16 protein-coding genes are annotated in these 16,683 nt (G+C 70.8%); 6 read left to right on the plus strand and 10 right to left on the minus strand.

Annotation, left to right across the window (positions count from 1 at the left end; all coding sequences use genetic code 11):
- Positions 1-58: 58 nt before the first annotated feature.
- Positions 59-913: an aldo/keto reductase gene (locus ACZ619_RS30690; protein ID WP_469605702.1), complete on the plus strand. Its 855-nt coding sequence runs from the start codon at positions 59-61 to the stop codon at positions 911-913.
- A gap of 133 nt (positions 914-1,046) precedes the next feature.
- On the opposite strand, the gene thpR is transcribed toward ACZ619_RS30690, so the two are convergent.
- Positions 1,047-1,619, minus strand: a complete 573-nt coding sequence (gene thpR / locus ACZ619_RS30695) for an RNA 2',3'-cyclic phosphodiesterase (RefSeq protein ID WP_469605704.1) — start codon at positions 1,617-1,619, stop codon at positions 1,047-1,049.
- 26 nt (positions 1,620-1,645) lie between these two features.
- Here thpR and ACZ619_RS30700 point away from each other — a divergent pair, with 26 nt between their 5' ends.
- Positions 1,646-2,164 (plus strand): GNAT family N-acetyltransferase, encoded by a 519-nt coding sequence (locus ACZ619_RS30700; RefSeq protein WP_469605707.1) that lies wholly within the window; start codon positions 1,646-1,648, stop codon positions 2,162-2,164.
- A gap of 18 nt (positions 2,165-2,182) precedes the next feature.
- Here ACZ619_RS30700 and ACZ619_RS30705 read toward each other — a convergent pair whose 3' ends face one another.
- On the minus strand, positions 2,183-3,532 hold the full coding sequence (locus ACZ619_RS30705; RefSeq protein WP_469605709.1) for an MFS transporter: 1,350 nt from the start codon (positions 3,530-3,532) through the stop codon (positions 2,183-2,185).
- A gap of 28 nt (positions 3,533-3,560) precedes the next feature.
- Positions 3,561-3,998: a MarR family winged helix-turn-helix transcriptional regulator gene (locus ACZ619_RS30710; RefSeq protein WP_181804999.1), complete on the minus strand. Its 438-nt coding sequence runs from the start codon at positions 3,996-3,998 to the stop codon at positions 3,561-3,563.
- 152 nt (positions 3,999-4,150) lie between these two features.
- On the opposite strand from ACZ619_RS30710, the gene ACZ619_RS30715 reads away from it, so the two are divergent.
- Positions 4,151-4,345, plus strand: a complete 195-nt coding sequence (locus ACZ619_RS30715) for a toxin-antitoxin system HicB family antitoxin (protein ID WP_469605712.1) — start codon at positions 4,151-4,153, stop codon at positions 4,343-4,345.
- On the opposite strand, the gene ACZ619_RS30720 is transcribed toward ACZ619_RS30715, so the two are convergent.
- On the minus strand, positions 4,338-5,789 hold the full coding sequence (locus tag ACZ619_RS30720) for an NCS2 family permease (RefSeq protein WP_469605714.1): 1,452 nt from the start codon (positions 5,787-5,789) through the stop codon (positions 4,338-4,340). The two genes, ACZ619_RS30715 and ACZ619_RS30720, sit on opposite strands and share 8 nt — an antisense overlap.
- Before the next feature lie 133 nt (positions 5,790-5,922).
- On the opposite strand from ACZ619_RS30720, the gene ACZ619_RS30725 reads away from it, so the two are divergent.
- Both ACZ619_RS30725 and ACZ619_RS30730 read left to right on the plus strand, forming a co-directional pair.
- The gene (locus ACZ619_RS30725; protein WP_469605716.1) at positions 5,923-6,180 is read left to right on the plus strand and encodes a DUF2530 domain-containing protein; all 258 of its coding nucleotides are present in this window, start codon (positions 5,923-5,925) and stop codon (positions 6,178-6,180) included.
- A gap of 110 nt (positions 6,181-6,290) precedes the next feature.
- Positions 6,291-8,690 carry an HAD-IC family P-type ATPase gene (locus ACZ619_RS30730; RefSeq protein ID WP_469605719.1) on the plus strand — a complete coding sequence of 800 codons (2,400 nt, stop codon included), beginning with the start codon at positions 6,291-6,293 and terminating at the stop codon, positions 8,688-8,690.
- 21 nt (positions 8,691-8,711) lie between these two features.
- Here the strand turns inward: ACZ619_RS30730 and ACZ619_RS30735 are convergent, their stop codons facing one another.
- Positions 8,712-9,170, minus strand: coding sequence for a MarR family winged helix-turn-helix transcriptional regulator (locus tag ACZ619_RS30735; protein WP_469605723.1), 459 nt, complete (start codon positions 9,168-9,170; stop codon positions 8,712-8,714).
- A gap of 63 nt (positions 9,171-9,233) precedes the next feature.
- Here ACZ619_RS30735 and ACZ619_RS30740 point away from each other — a divergent pair, with 63 nt between their 5' ends.
- Entirely contained in the window at positions 9,234-9,602 is a 369-nt protein-coding gene (locus ACZ619_RS30740; RefSeq protein WP_469605725.1) for a VOC family protein, read from the plus strand.
- 172 nt (positions 9,603-9,774) lie between these two features.
- On the opposite strand, the gene ACZ619_RS30745 is transcribed toward ACZ619_RS30740, so the two are convergent.
- The 5 genes from ACZ619_RS30745 to ACZ619_RS30765 form a co-directional block, all read right to left on the minus strand.
- On the minus strand, positions 9,775-10,560 hold the full coding sequence (locus ACZ619_RS30745) for a hypothetical protein (RefSeq protein WP_469605728.1): 786 nt from the start codon (positions 10,558-10,560) through the stop codon (positions 9,775-9,777).
- A 160-nt stretch (positions 10,561-10,720) separates the two neighbouring features.
- Positions 10,721-11,641 (minus strand): hypothetical protein, encoded by a 921-nt coding sequence (locus tag ACZ619_RS30750; RefSeq protein WP_469605730.1) that lies wholly within the window; start codon positions 11,639-11,641, stop codon positions 10,721-10,723.
- Between the two features lie 140 nt (positions 11,642-11,781).
- The gene (locus ACZ619_RS30755; protein ID WP_469605733.1) at positions 11,782-14,901 is read right to left on the minus strand and encodes a sacsin N-terminal ATP-binding-like domain-containing protein; all 3,120 of its coding nucleotides are present in this window, start codon (positions 14,899-14,901) and stop codon (positions 11,782-11,784) included.
- 177 nt (positions 14,902-15,078) lie between these two features.
- Positions 15,079-15,345 carry a DUF397 domain-containing protein gene (locus tag ACZ619_RS30760; RefSeq protein WP_469605736.1) on the minus strand — a complete coding sequence of 89 codons (267 nt, stop codon included), beginning with the start codon at positions 15,343-15,345 and terminating at the stop codon, positions 15,079-15,081.
- 11 nt (positions 15,346-15,356) lie between these two features.
- Entirely contained in the window at positions 15,357-16,232 is an 876-nt protein-coding gene (locus ACZ619_RS30765; RefSeq protein ID WP_469605739.1) for a helix-turn-helix domain-containing protein, read from the minus strand.
- Between the last annotated feature and the right edge of the window lie 451 nt (positions 16,233-16,683).

The raw sequence follows: 16,683 nt of genomic DNA on the forward strand, positions 1-16,683 counted from the left end.
CGCACCGTGCACAAGGGGTGACGGTGTGTGGTTCGCATCATGGCGTCAAAATTGATCTTTGGACACCGCCAACGTGTACGGCTGGGGCGACAACAAGGGCCGTACCGAGTCCATCATCGGCAACTGGTTCGCCCAGAGCCCCGCCCACCGCGACAAGGTCGTGCTCGCCACCAAGGTGTACGGCAACATGGCCGGCGACGGCGGCTCCTGGCCCAACCACGACAAGCTGTCCGCCCTCAACATCCGGCGGGCCGTGGACGCCAGCCTGAAGCGGCTGCGGACCGACTACATCGACGTCTACCAGTTCCACCACATCGACCGGCGGACCCCCTTCGAGGAGATCTGGCAGGCGATCGACGTACTGGTGCAGCAGGGGAAGATCCTCTACGCCGGTTCCTCGAACTTCCCCGGGTACAAGATCGCCCAGGCCAACGAGACCGCCGCGCGGCGCGGCGGGACCATCGGGCTGGTCAGCGAGCAGTGCCTCTACAACCTCGCCGAGCGGCGCGCCGAGATGGAGGTCATCCCGGCCGCGCAGGAGTACGGCCTCGGGGTCATCCCCTGGTCGCCGCTGCACGGCGGACTGCTCGGCGGTGTGATCAAGAAGGAGGCCACGGAGGGGCGCCGGGCGAGCGGACGGGCCGCCGACGCCCTCGCCGACACCACCATCCGCGCCCGGATCCAGGCCTACGAGGACCTGCTCGACAAGCACGGCGTGGAGCCCGGCGAGGCCGCGCTGGCCTGGCTGCTCACCCGTCCGGGTGTGACAGGACCGATCGTCGGCCCGAGGACCGGCGAACAGCTGGAGTCCGCCCTGCGGGCCGTGGAGCTGGAGCTCGGCAAGGAACTCCTGGAGTCCCTGGACGAGATCTTCCCGGGCCCGGGTCCCTCCCCGGAGGCCTTCGCCTGGTGACCGGCACGGGGACAGCGCCCCGCAGGGGGCGCTGTCCTCACCTCATCGCGGAAGCCACCGCGACCACCACGAACAACAGCACGAGCACACCGGCCATGATCCGGTTCCGGGTCTTCGGGTCCACACGACGAGCCTAACCGGCCGCCCCGAGCCCCCAGCGCCCGACCACCTCGTACCGCGGCCGTTCCCCCGGTACCCCGGACGTCGGCAGATTGCTCCGCACCAGCGCCAGCTCCCCCACCGTCCAGGTCCGGCCCGTGAACTCCGCGAGCAGCCGGACGTACGGCCCCGCGTCGACCGCGTCCCGGCTCCGGGCCACCGTCAGGTGGGCCTGGTAGCGCCGGTGCTCCCCCGTCCCCACGCCCGCCTTGCGCGCCGCCGCCTGCGCGCGGTCCGCGAGCAGGCGGAGGGTCTCCAGGTCCCCCTCGGCGCCCGCCCACAGCGCCCGCCCGTGCCCGAACTGGCCGCCGCCTGCGACGGCCAGCGGGAAGGCGGGGGTACGGCGGGCCGCGCGGGCGAGGCGGTCCGACAGGTCCGGTACGAGCCCGTCGTCGACCTCGCCGTAGAACGCGAGCGTGTAGTGCCAGCCGGGCCGGCCGGTCCAGCGCAGCGCCCGCGCACCGGGCAGCCCCCGCAACCGGTCGACCTCGGCGGCGAGTTCGGCGACCGCGTCCGGCGGCGGCAGCACGGCGGCGAAGAGTCTCATACGGACCACACTGCCATCATGGGGAGATGCGGATCACCATCAGAGAAGGCGGGACCGAGGACATACCGGTGATGCTCGGCATGCTCGACAGCTGTGTGGAGTGGCTGGTCGCGCAGGGGCGGACCGAGCAGTGGGGGACGGCACCGCTGTCGCGGAACCGGGGGACGGTGGAGTCGGTCGCGCGGTACATGGACGAGGGCGTGACGTACATCGCCGAGGCGGACGGGGTGCCGGCCGCCACCCTGACGCTGACCGGCGCCCCGGGGGCCTACCTGGCCCATCTGCCGCCGCCGGGCGAGCCCGAGCGGTACATCCACTGGCTCGCCTCCGACCGCCGCTTCAAGGGCCACGGCGTGGGCAGCGCCCTGCTGGCGCACGCCGCCGAGGAGACCCGGCGGGCGGGGGTGCCGCTGCTGCGGGTGGACTGCTACGCGGGCGCCGACGGCAAACTGGTCCGCTACTACGAGCGCAACGGCTTCACCCGCACCGAGACCTACACGACGGGCCGGAACTGGCCGGGACAGGTGCTGGCCCGGAGGCTGTAGCCTCCGGGCCGCAGGGGATCAGGCCGCCGGTGCCAGCTGTTCCCGGGGCTCTCTCGGCACGAAGCGGACCTGCGGGTGGCCGCCGTGCCAGCCGACCGAGAGACGCAGGTTGCCGGCCCTGGCCAGGACCAGGCCGATCGCCAGGGCCGCCCCGGCCGCGATCGCGCCGCCCACCGCGAGACCGGCCCGGACGCCGTACGCGTCCGTGATCCAGCCCGCTATCGGCGCGCCGATCGGCGCGCCGCCCATGAACACCATCATGTAGAGGGACATCACCCGGCCGCGCATGGCCGGGTCGGTGCCCATCTGGACGGTGGTGTTGCCGGTGACGTTGACGGTCATGCCGAACATGCCGATCGGCACCATGAGCAGGGCGAAGAGCCACAGCGAGGGCGCCGCGGCGGCCACCGTCTCCAGGGCGCCGAAGGCGAGTGCGGCGGCGATCATCACCCGCATCCTGGCCGTGCCGCGTCTGGCCGCGAGCAGGGCGCCGACCAGGGAGCCGACCGCCATCAGCGTGTTGAAGGCGCTGTAGGAGCCGGCGCCCGCGTGGAAGACGTCGTCGGCGAAGGCGGAGAGGTACACCGGGAAGTTGAAGCCGAAGGTGCCGACGAACCCGATCAGGACGATGGTCCAGATGAGGTCGGGGCGGCCGGCGACGTAGTGCAGGCCCTCGCGCAGCTGGCCCTTGCCCCTCGGCGCGCGCTCGACGACGTGCAGGTCGCGGCCGCGCATCAGCAGCAGGCCGACGATGGGGGCGACGAAGGACAGGCCGTTGAAGAGGAACGCCCAGCCGGTGCCCACGCCGGTGATCATCAGGCCGGCGACGGCGGGGCCGACGAGCCGGGCGGACTGGAAGTTCGCGGAGTTGAGGCTGACCGCGTTCTGCAGCTGGTCCGGGCCGACCATCTCGGAGACGAAGGACTGGCGGGCCGGGTTGTCGACGACCGTGGCGAGGCCGACGGCGAACGCGGCGAGGTAGACGTGCCAGACCTGGACGTGGCCGGAGAGGGTGAGCAGGGCGAGCGCGATGCCGGTGAGGGCCATCGCGGTCTGGGTGACGAGAAGGGCGCGCCGCTTGTTCAGCCGGTCGACGAGGACGCCGCCGTAGAGGCCGAAGAGCAGCATCGGCAGGAACTGGAGCGCGGTGGTGACACCGACGGCGGTCGCGGAGCCGGTGAGGCTGAGGACCAGCCAGTCCTGGGCGATGCGCTGCATCCAGGTGCCGATGTTCGAGACGACCTGGCCGCCGAAGAACAGCCGGTAGTTCCTGACCTTCAGCGAGCTGAACATCGAGGACTTACGGGATGCGGGGGTGGTGGGCGCGGTCGGTGCGGGGGCGGAAGGTGCTCCGGATCCCGTACTCAAAGTGGGTTCGCCTCCTCGGTAGAGCGACTTACAGGTGTGCGAGCTTCTCCAGCACGGGGGCGGCTGCGCGCAGCTTCGCCCACTCGTCCTCGTCGAGGCCGTCGACCAGGCCGGCCAGGAACGCGTTGCGCTTGCGGCGGCTCTCCTCGAGCATCGCCTCGGCCTGTTCGGTCCTGGTGACGACCTTCTGGCGCCGGTCCTCCGGATGCGGCTCCAGCCGGACCAGGCCCTTGGCCTCCAGCAGCGCCACGATGCGGGTCATCGAGGGCGGCTGGACGTGCTCCTTGCGGGCGAGCTCACCGGGGGTGGCCTGGCCGCAGTTGGAGAGGGTGCCCAGCACCGACATCTCGGTGGGGCTCAGCGACTCGTCGACCCGCTGGTGCTTCAGCCGACGCGAGAGTCGCATCACGGCGGAGCGGAGGGCGTTCACGGCGGCCGCGTCGTCGCCATGGGTAAGGTCCGGCATGTCCTTAGAGTAACTCATTACCCTAACTAAAGACCACTCGGGACACGCCGTATGCCCGTGACCTCGGCCACTGAATCGCGACATCACCCTTACGGGTGAGCCGAGGCCGGAAAACGACGCACCGGGCGCGCGGATGTGGCGCCCTCGTATGCATGGGGACCAGTGTGCTCAGCCTGCGGATAGACAAGGAGCTGCACGAGCGGCTCCGGCGTCATGCGGCCAAAAGAGGAATGAGCGTCCAGGACTATGTGGTCCGGACGCTCATTCGGGACGACTTCGACGAGCGGTTCTCGGCCGCCGTCGAGGAGACGGAGAGGTTCTACGGCGATCAGGTCAGGGTCACGTGAGGCCCAGGGCCGGCATCAGGTAGTAGAAGGCGAACACCGCGGAGACCACGTACATCGCCGCCGGGATCTCCTTGGCCCGGCCCGCGGCGAGCCGCAGCACCACGAAGGTGATGAAGCCCATGCCGATGCCGTTCGTGATCGAGTAGGTGAACGGCATCATCACCATGGTCACGAAGGCCGGGATCGCGAGGGTGTAGTCCGCCCAGTCGATCTCCTTGATCGAACCGGCCAGGATCAGGAAGCCGACCGCGATCAGCGCGGGGGTGGCCGCCTGCGAGGGGACCATCGTGGCGATGGGCGTCAGGAACAGCGCGACGGCGAAGAGCGCACCGGTGATGACGTTGGCGAAGCCGGTGCGCGCGCCCTCTCCCACGCCGGCCGTCGACTCGACGAAGCAGGTGGTGGCCGAGGAGGAGCTGGCACCACCGGCGGCGACGGCGACACCGTCGATGAACAGGACCTTGTTGATGCCCGGCATGTAGCCCTGGGCGTCGGTCAGCTTGGCCTCGTCGCTGACGCCCATGATCGTGCCCATGGCGTCGAAGAAGCAGGACAGCAGGACGGTGAAGACGAACAGGACGCCGGTCAGCACGCCGACCTTGTCGAAGCCGCCGAAGAGGCTGACCTTGCCGATGAGGCCGAAGTCCGGGGTGGAGACGGGGCTGCCGGGCCACTTCGGCGTGGTCAGACCCCAGGACGGCACATGTGCGACGGCGTTGACGACCAGCGCGAGCACGGTCATCGCGACGATCGAGATCAGGATGGCGCCGGAGACCTTGCGGACGATCAGGGCGAGCGTCAGCAGCGTGCCGAGCACGAAGATGAGCACCGGCCAGCCGTTGAGGTGGCCGTCGCTGCCGAGCTGGAGCGGGACGGTGGTCTGGGCGGCGTCCGGGATCCGGCTGACGAAGCCGGAGTCGACGAGACCGATCAGCATGATGAACAGGCCGATACCGATCGAGATCGCCTTGCGCAGGCTGAAGGGCACCGCGTTCATCACGCGCTCGCGCAGGCCGCTGGCGACCAGCAGCATCACGATGAAGCCGGCCAGGACCACCATGCCCATCGCGTCGGGCCAGGTCATCCGGGGCGCCAGCTGGAGCGCCACGACGGAGTTCACGCCGAGGCCGGCGGCGAGCGCGATCGGCACGTTGCCGATGACGCCCATGAGCAGCGTCGTGAAGGCGGCGGTGACGACGGTGGCCGTGACCAGCTGCCCGTTGTCGAGCTGGTGGCCGTACATGTCCTTCGCGCTGCCGAGGATGATCGGGTTCAGCACGATGATGTAGGCCATCGCGAAGAACGTGGCGAAGCCGCCGCGCACCTCGCGGGCGAGGGTGCTGCCCCGCTCGGAGATCTTGAAGTAACGGTCGAGCGCGCCGTACGCGGGGGTCGCACCCGGCTGTTCGGGGGCGGGGGCCTGAGTGGAAGCCGGGGTTGACATTGGAGGTTCCTACGAGCAGAAGTGGCCAAACACAAACGGTTTCAGTATGAACGTATGATTACTAGATCGCTATCTCCGCGCGTAGACCGCCGGGACCGCTGGGGAGAAGGGCCGGGTGCGTAAGCTGAGCCCCATGGCGAAGTGGACCCCCAAGCACGAGGCCCCGGAACCCCTGGAGGGCCCGGTCGTGCCGACCATCATCGGCGGCACGATCCTCTGGTTCGCCCTCTTCCTGGTCCAGCTGCCGTTCTACGGCTGGTACGCCGACCACGGCCACACCTGGTGGCTGTGGACCTGCCTGGCCGGCGGCGGCCTCGGCCTGATCGGCGTCTGGTACGTGCGGAAGCGCGACGCGGCGATCAAGCGGGCGGAACTGCGGGCGACCCTGTAGGGGGTCCGGGGCCGGTCCGTACGACCAGCGCACGACACGGCTCCTCCCCTGGTCGGATCTTCCGCCCACTCGGCGGGTGAACGCGCAAATCCACACGTACCGTCGAACGTATGACGCACATCGACGCGGGCGCGGAGCTCGACCCCGTGCATCCGGTCCCGCTGCCGGCGCCGGTCCGGACGACCGGCCTGACGGCCGCCGAGGTCGCGGAGCGGGTCGCGCGCGGCCAGGTGAACGACGTACCGGTGCGCAGCAGCCGCTCGCTCGGCGAGATCGTGCGCGCGAACGTCTTCACCCGGTTCAACGCCATCATCGGTGTGCTGTGGCTGGTCATGCTGTTCGTGGCGCCGATCCAGGACAGCCTGTTCGGCTTCGTGATCCTCGCCAACACGGGTATCGGCATTGTCCAGGAGTGGCGGGCCAAGCAGACCCTGGACTCGCTCGCGGTGATCGGCGAGGCACGGCCGACCGTGCGCCGCGACGGGGCCGCCGTGGAGGTGAGCACCACCGAGATCGTGCTCGACGACCTGATCGAGATCGGCCCCGGCGACAAGGTCGTCGTGGACGGGGTGTGCGCCGAGGCCGACGGGCTGGAGATCGACGAGTCGCTGCTCACCGGGGAGGCCGACCCGGTCGTCAAGCACCGTGGCGACCAGGTGATGTCCGGCTCCTTCGTGGTGGCCGGCGGCGGCGCCTTCGCCGCGACGAAGGTCGGCCGCGAGGCCTACGCGGCCCAGCTCGCCGAGGAGGCCTCCCGCTTCACCCTGGTCCACTCCGAGCTGCGCACCGGCATCTCGACCATCCTCAAGTACGTGACCTGGATGATGGTCCCGGCCGCGATCGGCCTGGTCGTCACCCAGCTCGTCGTCAAGAACAACGGCATCAAGGACGCCGTCGCCCGCACCGTCGGCGGCATCGTCCCCATGGTCCCCGAGGGCCTCGTGCTGCTCACCTCCGTCGCCTTCGCGATCGGCGTGATCCGGCTGGGCCGCCGCCAGTGCCTGGTCCAGGAGCTGCCCGCGATCGAGGGCCTGGCCCGCGTCGACACCGTCTGCCTCGACAAGACCGGCACCCTCACCGAGGGCGGCATGGACGTCAGCGAGCTGCGGACCCTGGACGGGGCCGACGAGACGTACGTGCGCAAGGTGCTGGGCTCGCTCGGCGAGTCCGACCCGCGCCCCAACGCCTCCCTCCAGGCGGTCATCGACGCCTACCCCGACAGCGAGGACTGGCGGTGCGTGGAGTCGCTGCCCTTCTCCTCCGCCCGCAAGTACAGCGGCGCGACCTTCAGCGAGGGGGACGGGGAGCTGAGCACCTGGCTGCTGGGCGCGCCGGACGTGCTCCTCGGCGCCGACGACCCGGCGCTGGCCGAAACCGTGCGCCTCAACGAGGAGGGCCTGCGGGTGCTGCTGCTCGCCCGCGCCGCCCGGGACCTCGACCACGCGAAGGTGGCCGAGGGCGCCCGCCCCACCGCCCTGGTCGTCCTGGAGCAGCGGCTGCGCCCGGACGCGGCGGACACGCTGCGCTACTTCGCCGACCAGGAGGTCAGGGCGAAGGTGATCTCCGGCGACAACGCGGTGTCGGTGGGCGCGGTGGCGGCGAAGCTCGGCCTCAGCGGTACGACGGTGGACGCGCGCCGGCTGCCCGCGGAGCCCGGCGCGATGGCCGAGGCGCTGGACGAGGGCACGGTCTTCGGGCGGGTCACCCCGCAGCAGAAGCGGGACATGGTGGGGGCGTTGCAGTCGCGCGGGCACACGGTCGCGATGACCGGGGACGGTGTGAACGACGTGCTCGCCCTGAAGGACGCCGACATCGGGGTCTCGATGGGCTCGGGCTCGGAGGCGACCCGGGCGGTGGCGCAGATCGTCCTGCTCGACAACAGCTTCGCCACGCTGCCGTCGGTGGTGGCCGAGGGCCGCCGGGTGATCGGCAACATCACGCGGGTGGCCACACTGTTCCTGGTCAAGACGGTGTACTCGGTGCTGCTCGCGGTGCTGGTGGTCTGCTGGCAGGTGGAGTACCCGTTCCTGCCGCGGCACCTGACCCTGCTGTCGACGCTCACGATCGGCATCCCGGCGTTCTTCCTCGCCCTCGCGCCCAACAGGGAACGGGCCCGGCCGCACTTCGTGAGGCGGGTGATGCGGTACTCGATCCCGGGCGGGGTGGTGGCGGGAGCCGCGACCTTCGTGACGTACCTGATCGCGCGGCACCACTACACGGGCACGGACGCGCTGGACGCGGAGACGAGCGCGGCGACGCTGACGCTGTTCCTGATCTCGATGTGGGTGCTGGCGATCATCGCGCGGCCGTACACCTGGTGGCGGATCGTGCTGGTGGCGTCGATGGCCGTGGCGTTCGTGTTCGTGCTGATCGTGCCCGCGCTCCAGAACTTCTTCGCGTTGAAGCTGGTGGGGGTGGCCATGCCGTGGACGGCGGTGGGGGTGGCCGTGGTGGCGTCGGCGGTGCTGGAGCTGCTCTGGAAGTGGGTGGAGCGGAGGTTCCCCGTGTGAGGGCGGTCGCCCGCACGGGTGCTACGCACCGTCGTCGCCGTCGCGCAGGGAATGAATCATCAGCCGCAGGATCCGGAACGCGTCCGACTGCTCGGTCCCGGTCATGCCGGCCAGCATTCTGACCTCGACGGACCGGACCGCCACGGTCGCCTTCTCCAGGCTCCGCCGGCCGCGTGGCGTGAGCCGCACGGGAAGGACCTTCCCCACGGGCGCCTCCGCGGGCCTGGTCACGTACCCGTCCCGTTCCAGGGTCCGGAGCAGCACGTTCATCGTCTGCCGTGTCACGAACGCGCCACGCGCGAGCTCGGAGTTCGACAGGCCCGGCCGCTGGGCCAGCAGTTCGAGGCAGGAGTAGTGCGTCACGCTCATCCCGAGCGGCCGCAGCACCTCCTCCATGGCCGCGCGCAGTGCGCTCGAAGCCTCTTTCAGCAGGTAGCCCAGGGATTTGTCCAGGTCGACGCCGGCACCGTTTTGACTCATGTCAGGATTCTGACATACCTTGGCCTGTGTCAGTAAACTGACACGAAGACAAGGAGCACCACCATGCCCGCCACCGGCCCCGACTTCATCTCGCTCCAGGCACGCGACCTCGACGCCTCGCAGGCGTTCTACGAGCAGTACCTCGGCCTCGTCCGCTCGCAGGCCGGACCTCCGCACGCCGTCGTCTTCGAGACGAAGCCGATCGCGTTCGCGCTCCGCGACATCGTCCCCGGCACCGATCTCGCATCCGTCGCCCAGCCCGGCATCGGTGCGGCGATCTGGCTCCACGCCACCGACGTCCAAGCCATCCACGACGCCCTCGTCGCCGACGGCCACACCATCGTCTCCGCACCGATCGACGGCCCCTTCGGCCGGACGTTCACCTTCGCCGACCCCGACGGCTACCGCATCACCCTCCACGACCGCACCTGACAGGCCGACCGGCGCATCGCCCCCGCCCGTCCGTGGACTTACGGCGGCGGCTTCCGGCAGCTCCGGGCGGCCTGAACGCGGACGGGCCCGCGATCCACGTCCCGCGCGGCCGGAGGGAACCGCGCGGGCCGGTGGAAGACGGTCGCACGGTTCCCCTCGCCCGTGACAGGGACTACTGCACGTCGACGTAGTCGCCCGTGGCGCTGACCGAGGAGGTCGTGGAGGTGCCCGCGAAGGAGAAGCGGTAGTAGCCGTCGGACGTCGCGGTGGTCGTCGTCTTCAGGGTGCCCGTGGAGGACGACGTGACGGTCTTCAGCGTGGTGTAGGTGCTGGAGCCCTTCTTGCGGAACTGGAGCTTGACCGCCTGGGTGGCGTAGCCGGCGTACTTGCCGGTGTCCCAGTTGGCGCGGGACAGCTTGCCGGTGACCGTGATGGTCTTGCCCTTCTTCACCGGCTCCGGGGTGGCGTCGGCCGTCAGCTTCGCGGCGCGCAGGACCTTGGTGGTGCCCAGGTCGCCCTGCCAGTTGGTGTGGTCGGAGCTGTCGACGGCGAGGCCGCCGACCTTCCAGGAACCGGCCTCGCTGTTGGCCAGGTCCGAGTCGCCGCCGACCGTGAAGACCAGGGAGGCCGTGCAGTTGAGCACGGTCGTGGAGGCGGCGGTGCAGGTGCCCGGGTCCTCGGAGATGAACAGGTCGGACGGCGAGGCGGCCGAGGTCCCGCGGTAGATGAACGGGCCCGTCTGGAAGGTGCTGGCGCTCAGGCTCGCCGCGTGGGTCACGGTGTAGGTGACCGAGAAGGACTTCTTGGCCGTGCCGACGACCATGCTGCTGCCCTTGTTGACCTTCATGTTCGAGAAGGTGACGTCCGGTGTGCTGCCGGCGGCGTGGGCGGCCGGGGCGACGAACGCGGAGAGGGCCAGGGCGCCGGAGACGGCGGCCACGGTGGCACGAATGCGCATGGATTCCCCAGGTGGAGAACGGTGGGCGCGAGGCCCAGGTGATCTAGGGAGTCTGTTGACTCGGGTGATCAGATCCATGAGCAGGGAGACTGGTTGTACGCGTGAGACGTAATCCGGTCAGATTTTGATTACTTTGCGACCGGATTACGTCTCCATGGGACTACTTCACGTCGACGTAGTCACCCGTGGCGTTGACCGCGGGGGTCGTGGAGGTACCCGCGAAGGAGAAGCGGTAGTAGCCGTCCACCGTCGCCTTGGTGGTGGTCTTCAGGGTGCCCGTCGAGGACGACTTGACGCCCTTGACGTTGGTGTAGGTGCTGGAGTTCTTCTTGCGGAACTGGAGCTTGACCGCCTGGGTGGCGTAGCCGTGGTACTTGTTGTCGTCCCAGTTGGCGCGGGACAGCTTGCCGGTGACCGTGATGGTCTTGCCCTTCTTCACCGGCTCCGGGGTGGCGTTGACCGTCAGCTTCGACAGGCGCTGGACCTGGGTGGTGCCGAGGGCGCCCTGGTCGGCGTAGCCGACCTTGGTGATGTCGGGGTCCGTGCTGTCGAGCTGGCCGTTGTACGCGATGGCCAGGGCACCGGCGTGCCAGAGACCCGCGTCGGCGTTCGTCAGGTCGCCGTAGCTCGGGTAGATGTCGATGTTCCCCTTGCAGTCGGCGGTGGTCGACGAGGTGACCGTGCAGGTCGCCGGGTCGTCGCCGATCAGGAGGTTGGACTCGTTCTCGTAGGAGCCCTTGTAGATGTAGGCGCCCGTGAGGAAGTCGTCGGCCGTGATGTCGACATCGGCGGCGTGGGTCAGCGTGTAGGTGACCGACGTGGCGACGTGAGCGGTCGTACCGACCTTGACGGCCTTGGCGATCTTGACGTTGGAGAAGGTGACGTCCATGGCGTACGGAGCGTCGTCGTCCGCGGTGGTGGCGGTGAACGCGGACTTGCCGGACGCCGAGTGGGCGGCCTCGTGCAGCTTCGTCGCGTCGGCGCCGAAGGTCGAACCGCCCGCGGCCTGTGCGGCCGGCACGGCGAAAGCGGAGAGGGCCAGGGCGCCGGTGACGGCGGCCACGGTGGCACGTATGCGCATGCGTTCCCCTGCATGGAAGTGATCGGTGAGTCTGTTGACTCGACCGATCAGATCCACGAGAGGGATCAAAGGTTGTACTGAAAGGGAAACTTGTGGCCACCCCGTGAAGGTGGCCGGAAAACGTCTCCCGCGGCGGCCGCTCAGTCGAACCAGCGGTCGCGCGCCAGCTCCTCCGTCCGGGACGGGTCCTCCAGCAGCGCCGCCACCTCGAAGCGGCGCGGCCACTGCCCCGCCGCCCAGGCCAGACCGGCCGCGACACCCTCCAGGGTGGCCGCGTGCAGGACGCCGTCACCGGTCAGGCGCCAGTCGATCTCGACGCCGTCGACCACCAGTTCCTCGTGCTCGACGTACGTCCGCGGGGTGCGCGGGCCGAGCAGCACATGGACCGGCTCGGGGACGTCGTGCTCGGTGCCCTGCGAGTCGACCGACCCGGTGACGGACTCGCTCAGCCGCCGCACCTGGAACAGCTCGGCGAGTTCCGCCGCGCGCGACGGCCGTACGGGCAGCAGCGGCACGCCGGTGGTGAACGGCAGCAGGTCCGGCGAGTCGACGACCACCGCGTCCGCCGCGTCCACGACCTCCACCCGGCCGTCGACCACGGCCCGCACCTCGTCGGGGAGGGTCACCTGCTCGGGGTCGAGGTCGGCCAGCGCGCCGTAGAGCGCGTGCAGCTGCGCGCCGGTGACCGAGCGGTCCGGGTCGGCGAGCCGGTCGAGGAGTTCGGCGGCGCCGCCGGGCTCGCCGAGCAGGGCCGCGACCGAGGTCCGTACGCCCAGCGCCCGCAGCACCTGCTCGTCCTCGAAGCCGGTGGCGTCGGCCTCCTCGTACAGGCCGCGCAGCAGCGGGTCGCCCCCGGCGGCCAGCAGTCCGGCCGGGCGGCGGCCGTCGAGGACCGGGTGCCCGCGCAGCCACCACGCCGTGTACGGCCGCACGACCTCGTGGGTGCCGTCGGGGAGCAGGATGCGGACCGGCTGGGTGAGGGCGTCGCGCAGCGGGGGCCGGGCGAGCAGCGCGAGCGCCTGCGGCCAGTGGTCCTCGTCGACGAGGTCGAGGTCGCGGACGGCGACCAGTTCGGTGGCGACCGGCGGGACGGGGGTGTCCGGGAAGCGGTCGAGGATGTCCTCGCACCACACGTCGACGGCGTCCAGCAGACCGGCGTCGTCCGGCTCGGCGAAGTCGCCCTCGCGGGGCTCCAGTTCGTCCGGGTCCAGGACCACGTCCGTGGCCCGCACGAGCGCGAAGTCCGCCAGCACGCCGCAGGCGGCCAGCGGCTGCTCGCCCCACTTCTCGGCGAGGTCGGCGGCGACGGCGGCCAGTTCGCCCTCGCGGATGACACGGGCGAAGGCGCTGCCGGGGAGGACCAGTTCGCCCGCCGGGGCCGGTTCGCCGTCCTCGTCGGGCAGGGCGAGGGCGCCCAGCCAGGGCTCGTCGCCGGGCTCCAGGCCCGCGTCCCGGACCAGGGCGAGGACGGTGTCCGCCAGCTCCTCGGCGTCCGGGGTGTCCTCCTCCCAGTTCGCCCCGCCGTCGTCGTCCAGGGACGCGGCCACCGCGGCCCGCACCTGCGGGGTGGTCAGCACCGCGCGCGGGGACGCGGGGAGCGCGCCGAGCTTCTCCAGCAGGGGGTGGGCGGCGTCCTGGTGGGCGACCTTGAGGCCGAGCCGGGCGAGCGTCTCCGGGTCGATGGCGGTGGCGTCGGGGGTGGGGATGAGCACCTGGCGGGGCCCGATGGTGGTCCGGCCGTCGGCGAGCGGCACCGGCAGCCCGGACAGCCGCTCCGGGTCGACGCCGGCGAGGCTGTCGTAGAGCCGCCACCACCAGTCCGGGTCCTTCTCCAGGCCGGCCAGGCGGTCCACGGCGTCGGCGAGCGGCAGCCGGGCGACGCCCAGGGTGCGCAGCTCCACCCGTCGTTCGAGGCCGGCGGGCAGCAGCGTGGGCAGCACCTCGGCGAGCACGCGGACGGTGTCGGCGCCCGCCCCCTCGACGATCTCGGCGTCCCGGGGCCGCAGCGCCTCGGGCAGGTCGGAGTCCTCGGCCGCGTCGAGGGCGGGCGGCAGGAACGCGGTGCGCGGCAGCCGCTCCAGGATCGCCTGGCGCAGCGCGCCGTCCAGCTCGCCCTTGCCGAGCGGGCCGGGCACGAGGTGGATGATCTCCTCCCCCACCGGCCGCCAGTGGGCGAGGAGTTCGGCGTAGGAGTCGGCCGCGCGGCGCACCAGGAAGTCGGTGAGCGGGCCGGGCGCGGCGTGCCGCCGGGTGGTGTCGAGCGGGAAGGAAGCGATGAGCAGGGCGGGCACGCCGAGGGCCTCGTCGCTGGGGGTGGGCGCGTGCAGGACGGCGGCGGTGCGCGGCCGGTCGGGGGCGCCCCGGCCGTCCGTGGGCACGGCCCAGGTCAGCGACCAGTGCGGCCGCAGCCGCTCCTCGACCGGCCGGTCGGCGAGCAGTTCGGGCGAGAGCGGACCGTGCGCGGAGACGGTACGCCACCGGGTCGTGCCCTCCCGCGAGTCCTCTACGACGGTGAGCCCGCCGTCGGTGCGGCGGGTGAGGGTCCGGCTGTCCTCGGCCGTCTCGACCACGACCTCCTCCAGCCCGGGCAGGGCGAGGAGCAGTGCGTCGTCGACGGCGTCCAGGAGGCGTTCGGCGAGGTCGGTGGCCGCGGTGTCGCGCAGCGGCAGGATCACGACCGTGTCGTACGGGTCCGGGGCGGTGCCCTCGGCGGCGAACGGGAGCCGGAGCAGCGGCACATGGCCGTCCCTGCGGCGGATCTCGTCGCCGAGGCCGGGGCTGTGCCGGGCGGTCTCCTCGGCGAGTTCCCGGCACTCGGCGAGGGACCAGCGGACGCCGCCGTGCCGGCCGACGACCGCGGGTTCGTCCGTCACCGCGAGCACGGCGGCGAACCCGACGCCGAACCGCCCCACCGCTCCCTCGCTGTCGGCCCGCTTCGCGGAGGCGCGCAGGGTGGAGAGGGACTCGACGCCGGCCGCGTCCAGCGGGGCGCCGGTGTTGGCGGCGAACAGCACGCCGTCGCGGAGGGTGAGCCGGAGCCGTCCGGGCACCCCGGCACGGGCGGCCGCGTCGGCGGCGTTCTGCGCGAGTTCCACGACGAGCCGGTCCCGGTACCCGCCGAGGACGAGGTCCTCCTCGGCGTTGGCGTCCTCGCGGAACCGGGCGGGGCTGGTGGCCCAGGCGTCCAGCACACCTCGCCCAAGACGGGCGGTCCCGAACGGGTCGGCACCCTCGGCTGCGGGCCGCACGAACTTGCTCACGTTGTCTCTCCTCGTCGACGTGAGCACGAAGGTACCGCCTCACCGGGGGGTGATCGGCTACAGGCCGCCGCCCCTGACGGCCGACGGGGCGACGGGGCTCAGCGGCGCATACGGCTACTTCACTCTCGGAGCGGGGCGCGGCCGGGTGAAACGACCACGCCGGGCAGACGGGTCCCCTCACACGGACGGGGCCCGCCCCGCATGACCGACGAACGCCGCCCAGGAACCGACCCCGAGGGTGAGCAGAGGGCCATCTGTGGTCTTGGAGTCACGGACGTGGACGAGAGCGGGGGTGGTGGCGACTTCGACGCAGGATTCGCCATCACCGCTGCTGCTGTAGCTGCTCTTGAACCAGGTGAGGGCTACTTCGACGCAGGAGTCACCCTCACTGCTGCTGCTGTAGCTGCTCTTGAACCACGCCAGGTCGGAAGCGCCTCTAGCCATGTTGGTGTGGATCATGTGTCCCCCAGCAGTTGTTCGAGGAAGGCCGTGGACTCACGCGGGGTGAGCGCCTGGGCGCGGATGATGCCATACCGCAGTTCAAGAATACGGAGCTGCCGCGGTTCGGACACCGGTCGGCCGTTGGCCACCGCCGGCGAACGGCCGACCGCCGCCCCGTCCTCGAACTTGAGCACCTCGATCCCGCCCGCCAGTCCCGCGTGCTCCTCCCGATCCATCGGCATCACCTGAAGCTCGACGTTCCGCAACTGCGCTGCCTGAAGCAGATGTTCAAGCTGGCGGCGCAGCAACGCCTTTCCGCCGAGCGGACGCCGTAGGGTCCACTCCTCCAGGACGAAGCTCATCTCGGGCGCCGGGTCCCGCTCGAAGACCGCTTTGCGGGCCACCCGCGCGGCGATGAACCGCTCGATCTCGTCATGGCCGTAAGCGGGACGCCTCATGAGCAGCAGCCCGCGCGCGTACTCCGGCGTCTGCAACAGCCCATGAATGTTGAGCGGGTCGTACAGCTGAAGCTCCACCGCCTTGGCCTCCATCTTGGCCAGGTCCCGTACCTGCTTGGGATACCTGACCTTCTTCACGTCCTCCTTCATCGCGGCGATCAAGCCGCCCGCCCCCAACACCTCGTCCGCCCGCTCCAGATACTCCGGCCTCGGGATGCGCCTGCCGCCCTCGATCTTGTAGACGAGGTCCTCTCCATACCCCACGGCCCTGCCGAAGTCGCCCGCGCGCATGCCGACCGCTTCTCGCCTGAGCTTCAACTGCCGTCCCACCGTGGCGATGACGGCGAGCCCCCAGTCGTCGTCCGGGTCCACCTCCCACCCCGGCTCGTCCGCCTCCGTCCTGAGCCGCCCGGCCTCCGCCTCCACCGACATCCGCACACCTCCGTCACCGTACGCAACCGTCCCGTCACCGATCACGGTAGGTGCGGCCCACCACCCCCAGCGCCGTGAACACCGAAATCTCCACCCGGACACCGGAACCTCGAAACGCGGGCTCTGGTCGCGAGGGACGTCACCGACAAAGGAACGACGAGGGGAAAGAACCCCACCAAACCCCACCCCTCCCGCCCGTCGCCCAAACTCACTCCCGCGAGTGAATATGCCCAAGTCAGCTAGGTTTGGGGCGGGTTGCGTGCCCTACGCTCAGCGCGACAACCCCAGTAAGAACTTCGGCCCCCGCCGGGACGGCAATCCCGGTGCGAGGGCCTGACCACCAAGGAAGAAAGCCCCTTCCCGATGGATACCGAAAACCCTAGCGCGCCCTCGTGCGCCCAGCCCCGTGTTGGCGCCAAGAAGCACCCGAACCGGGGGTCCGGCGGTCTCA

It is taken from the genome of Streptomyces sp. NPDC104367 (assembly GCF_055583825.1).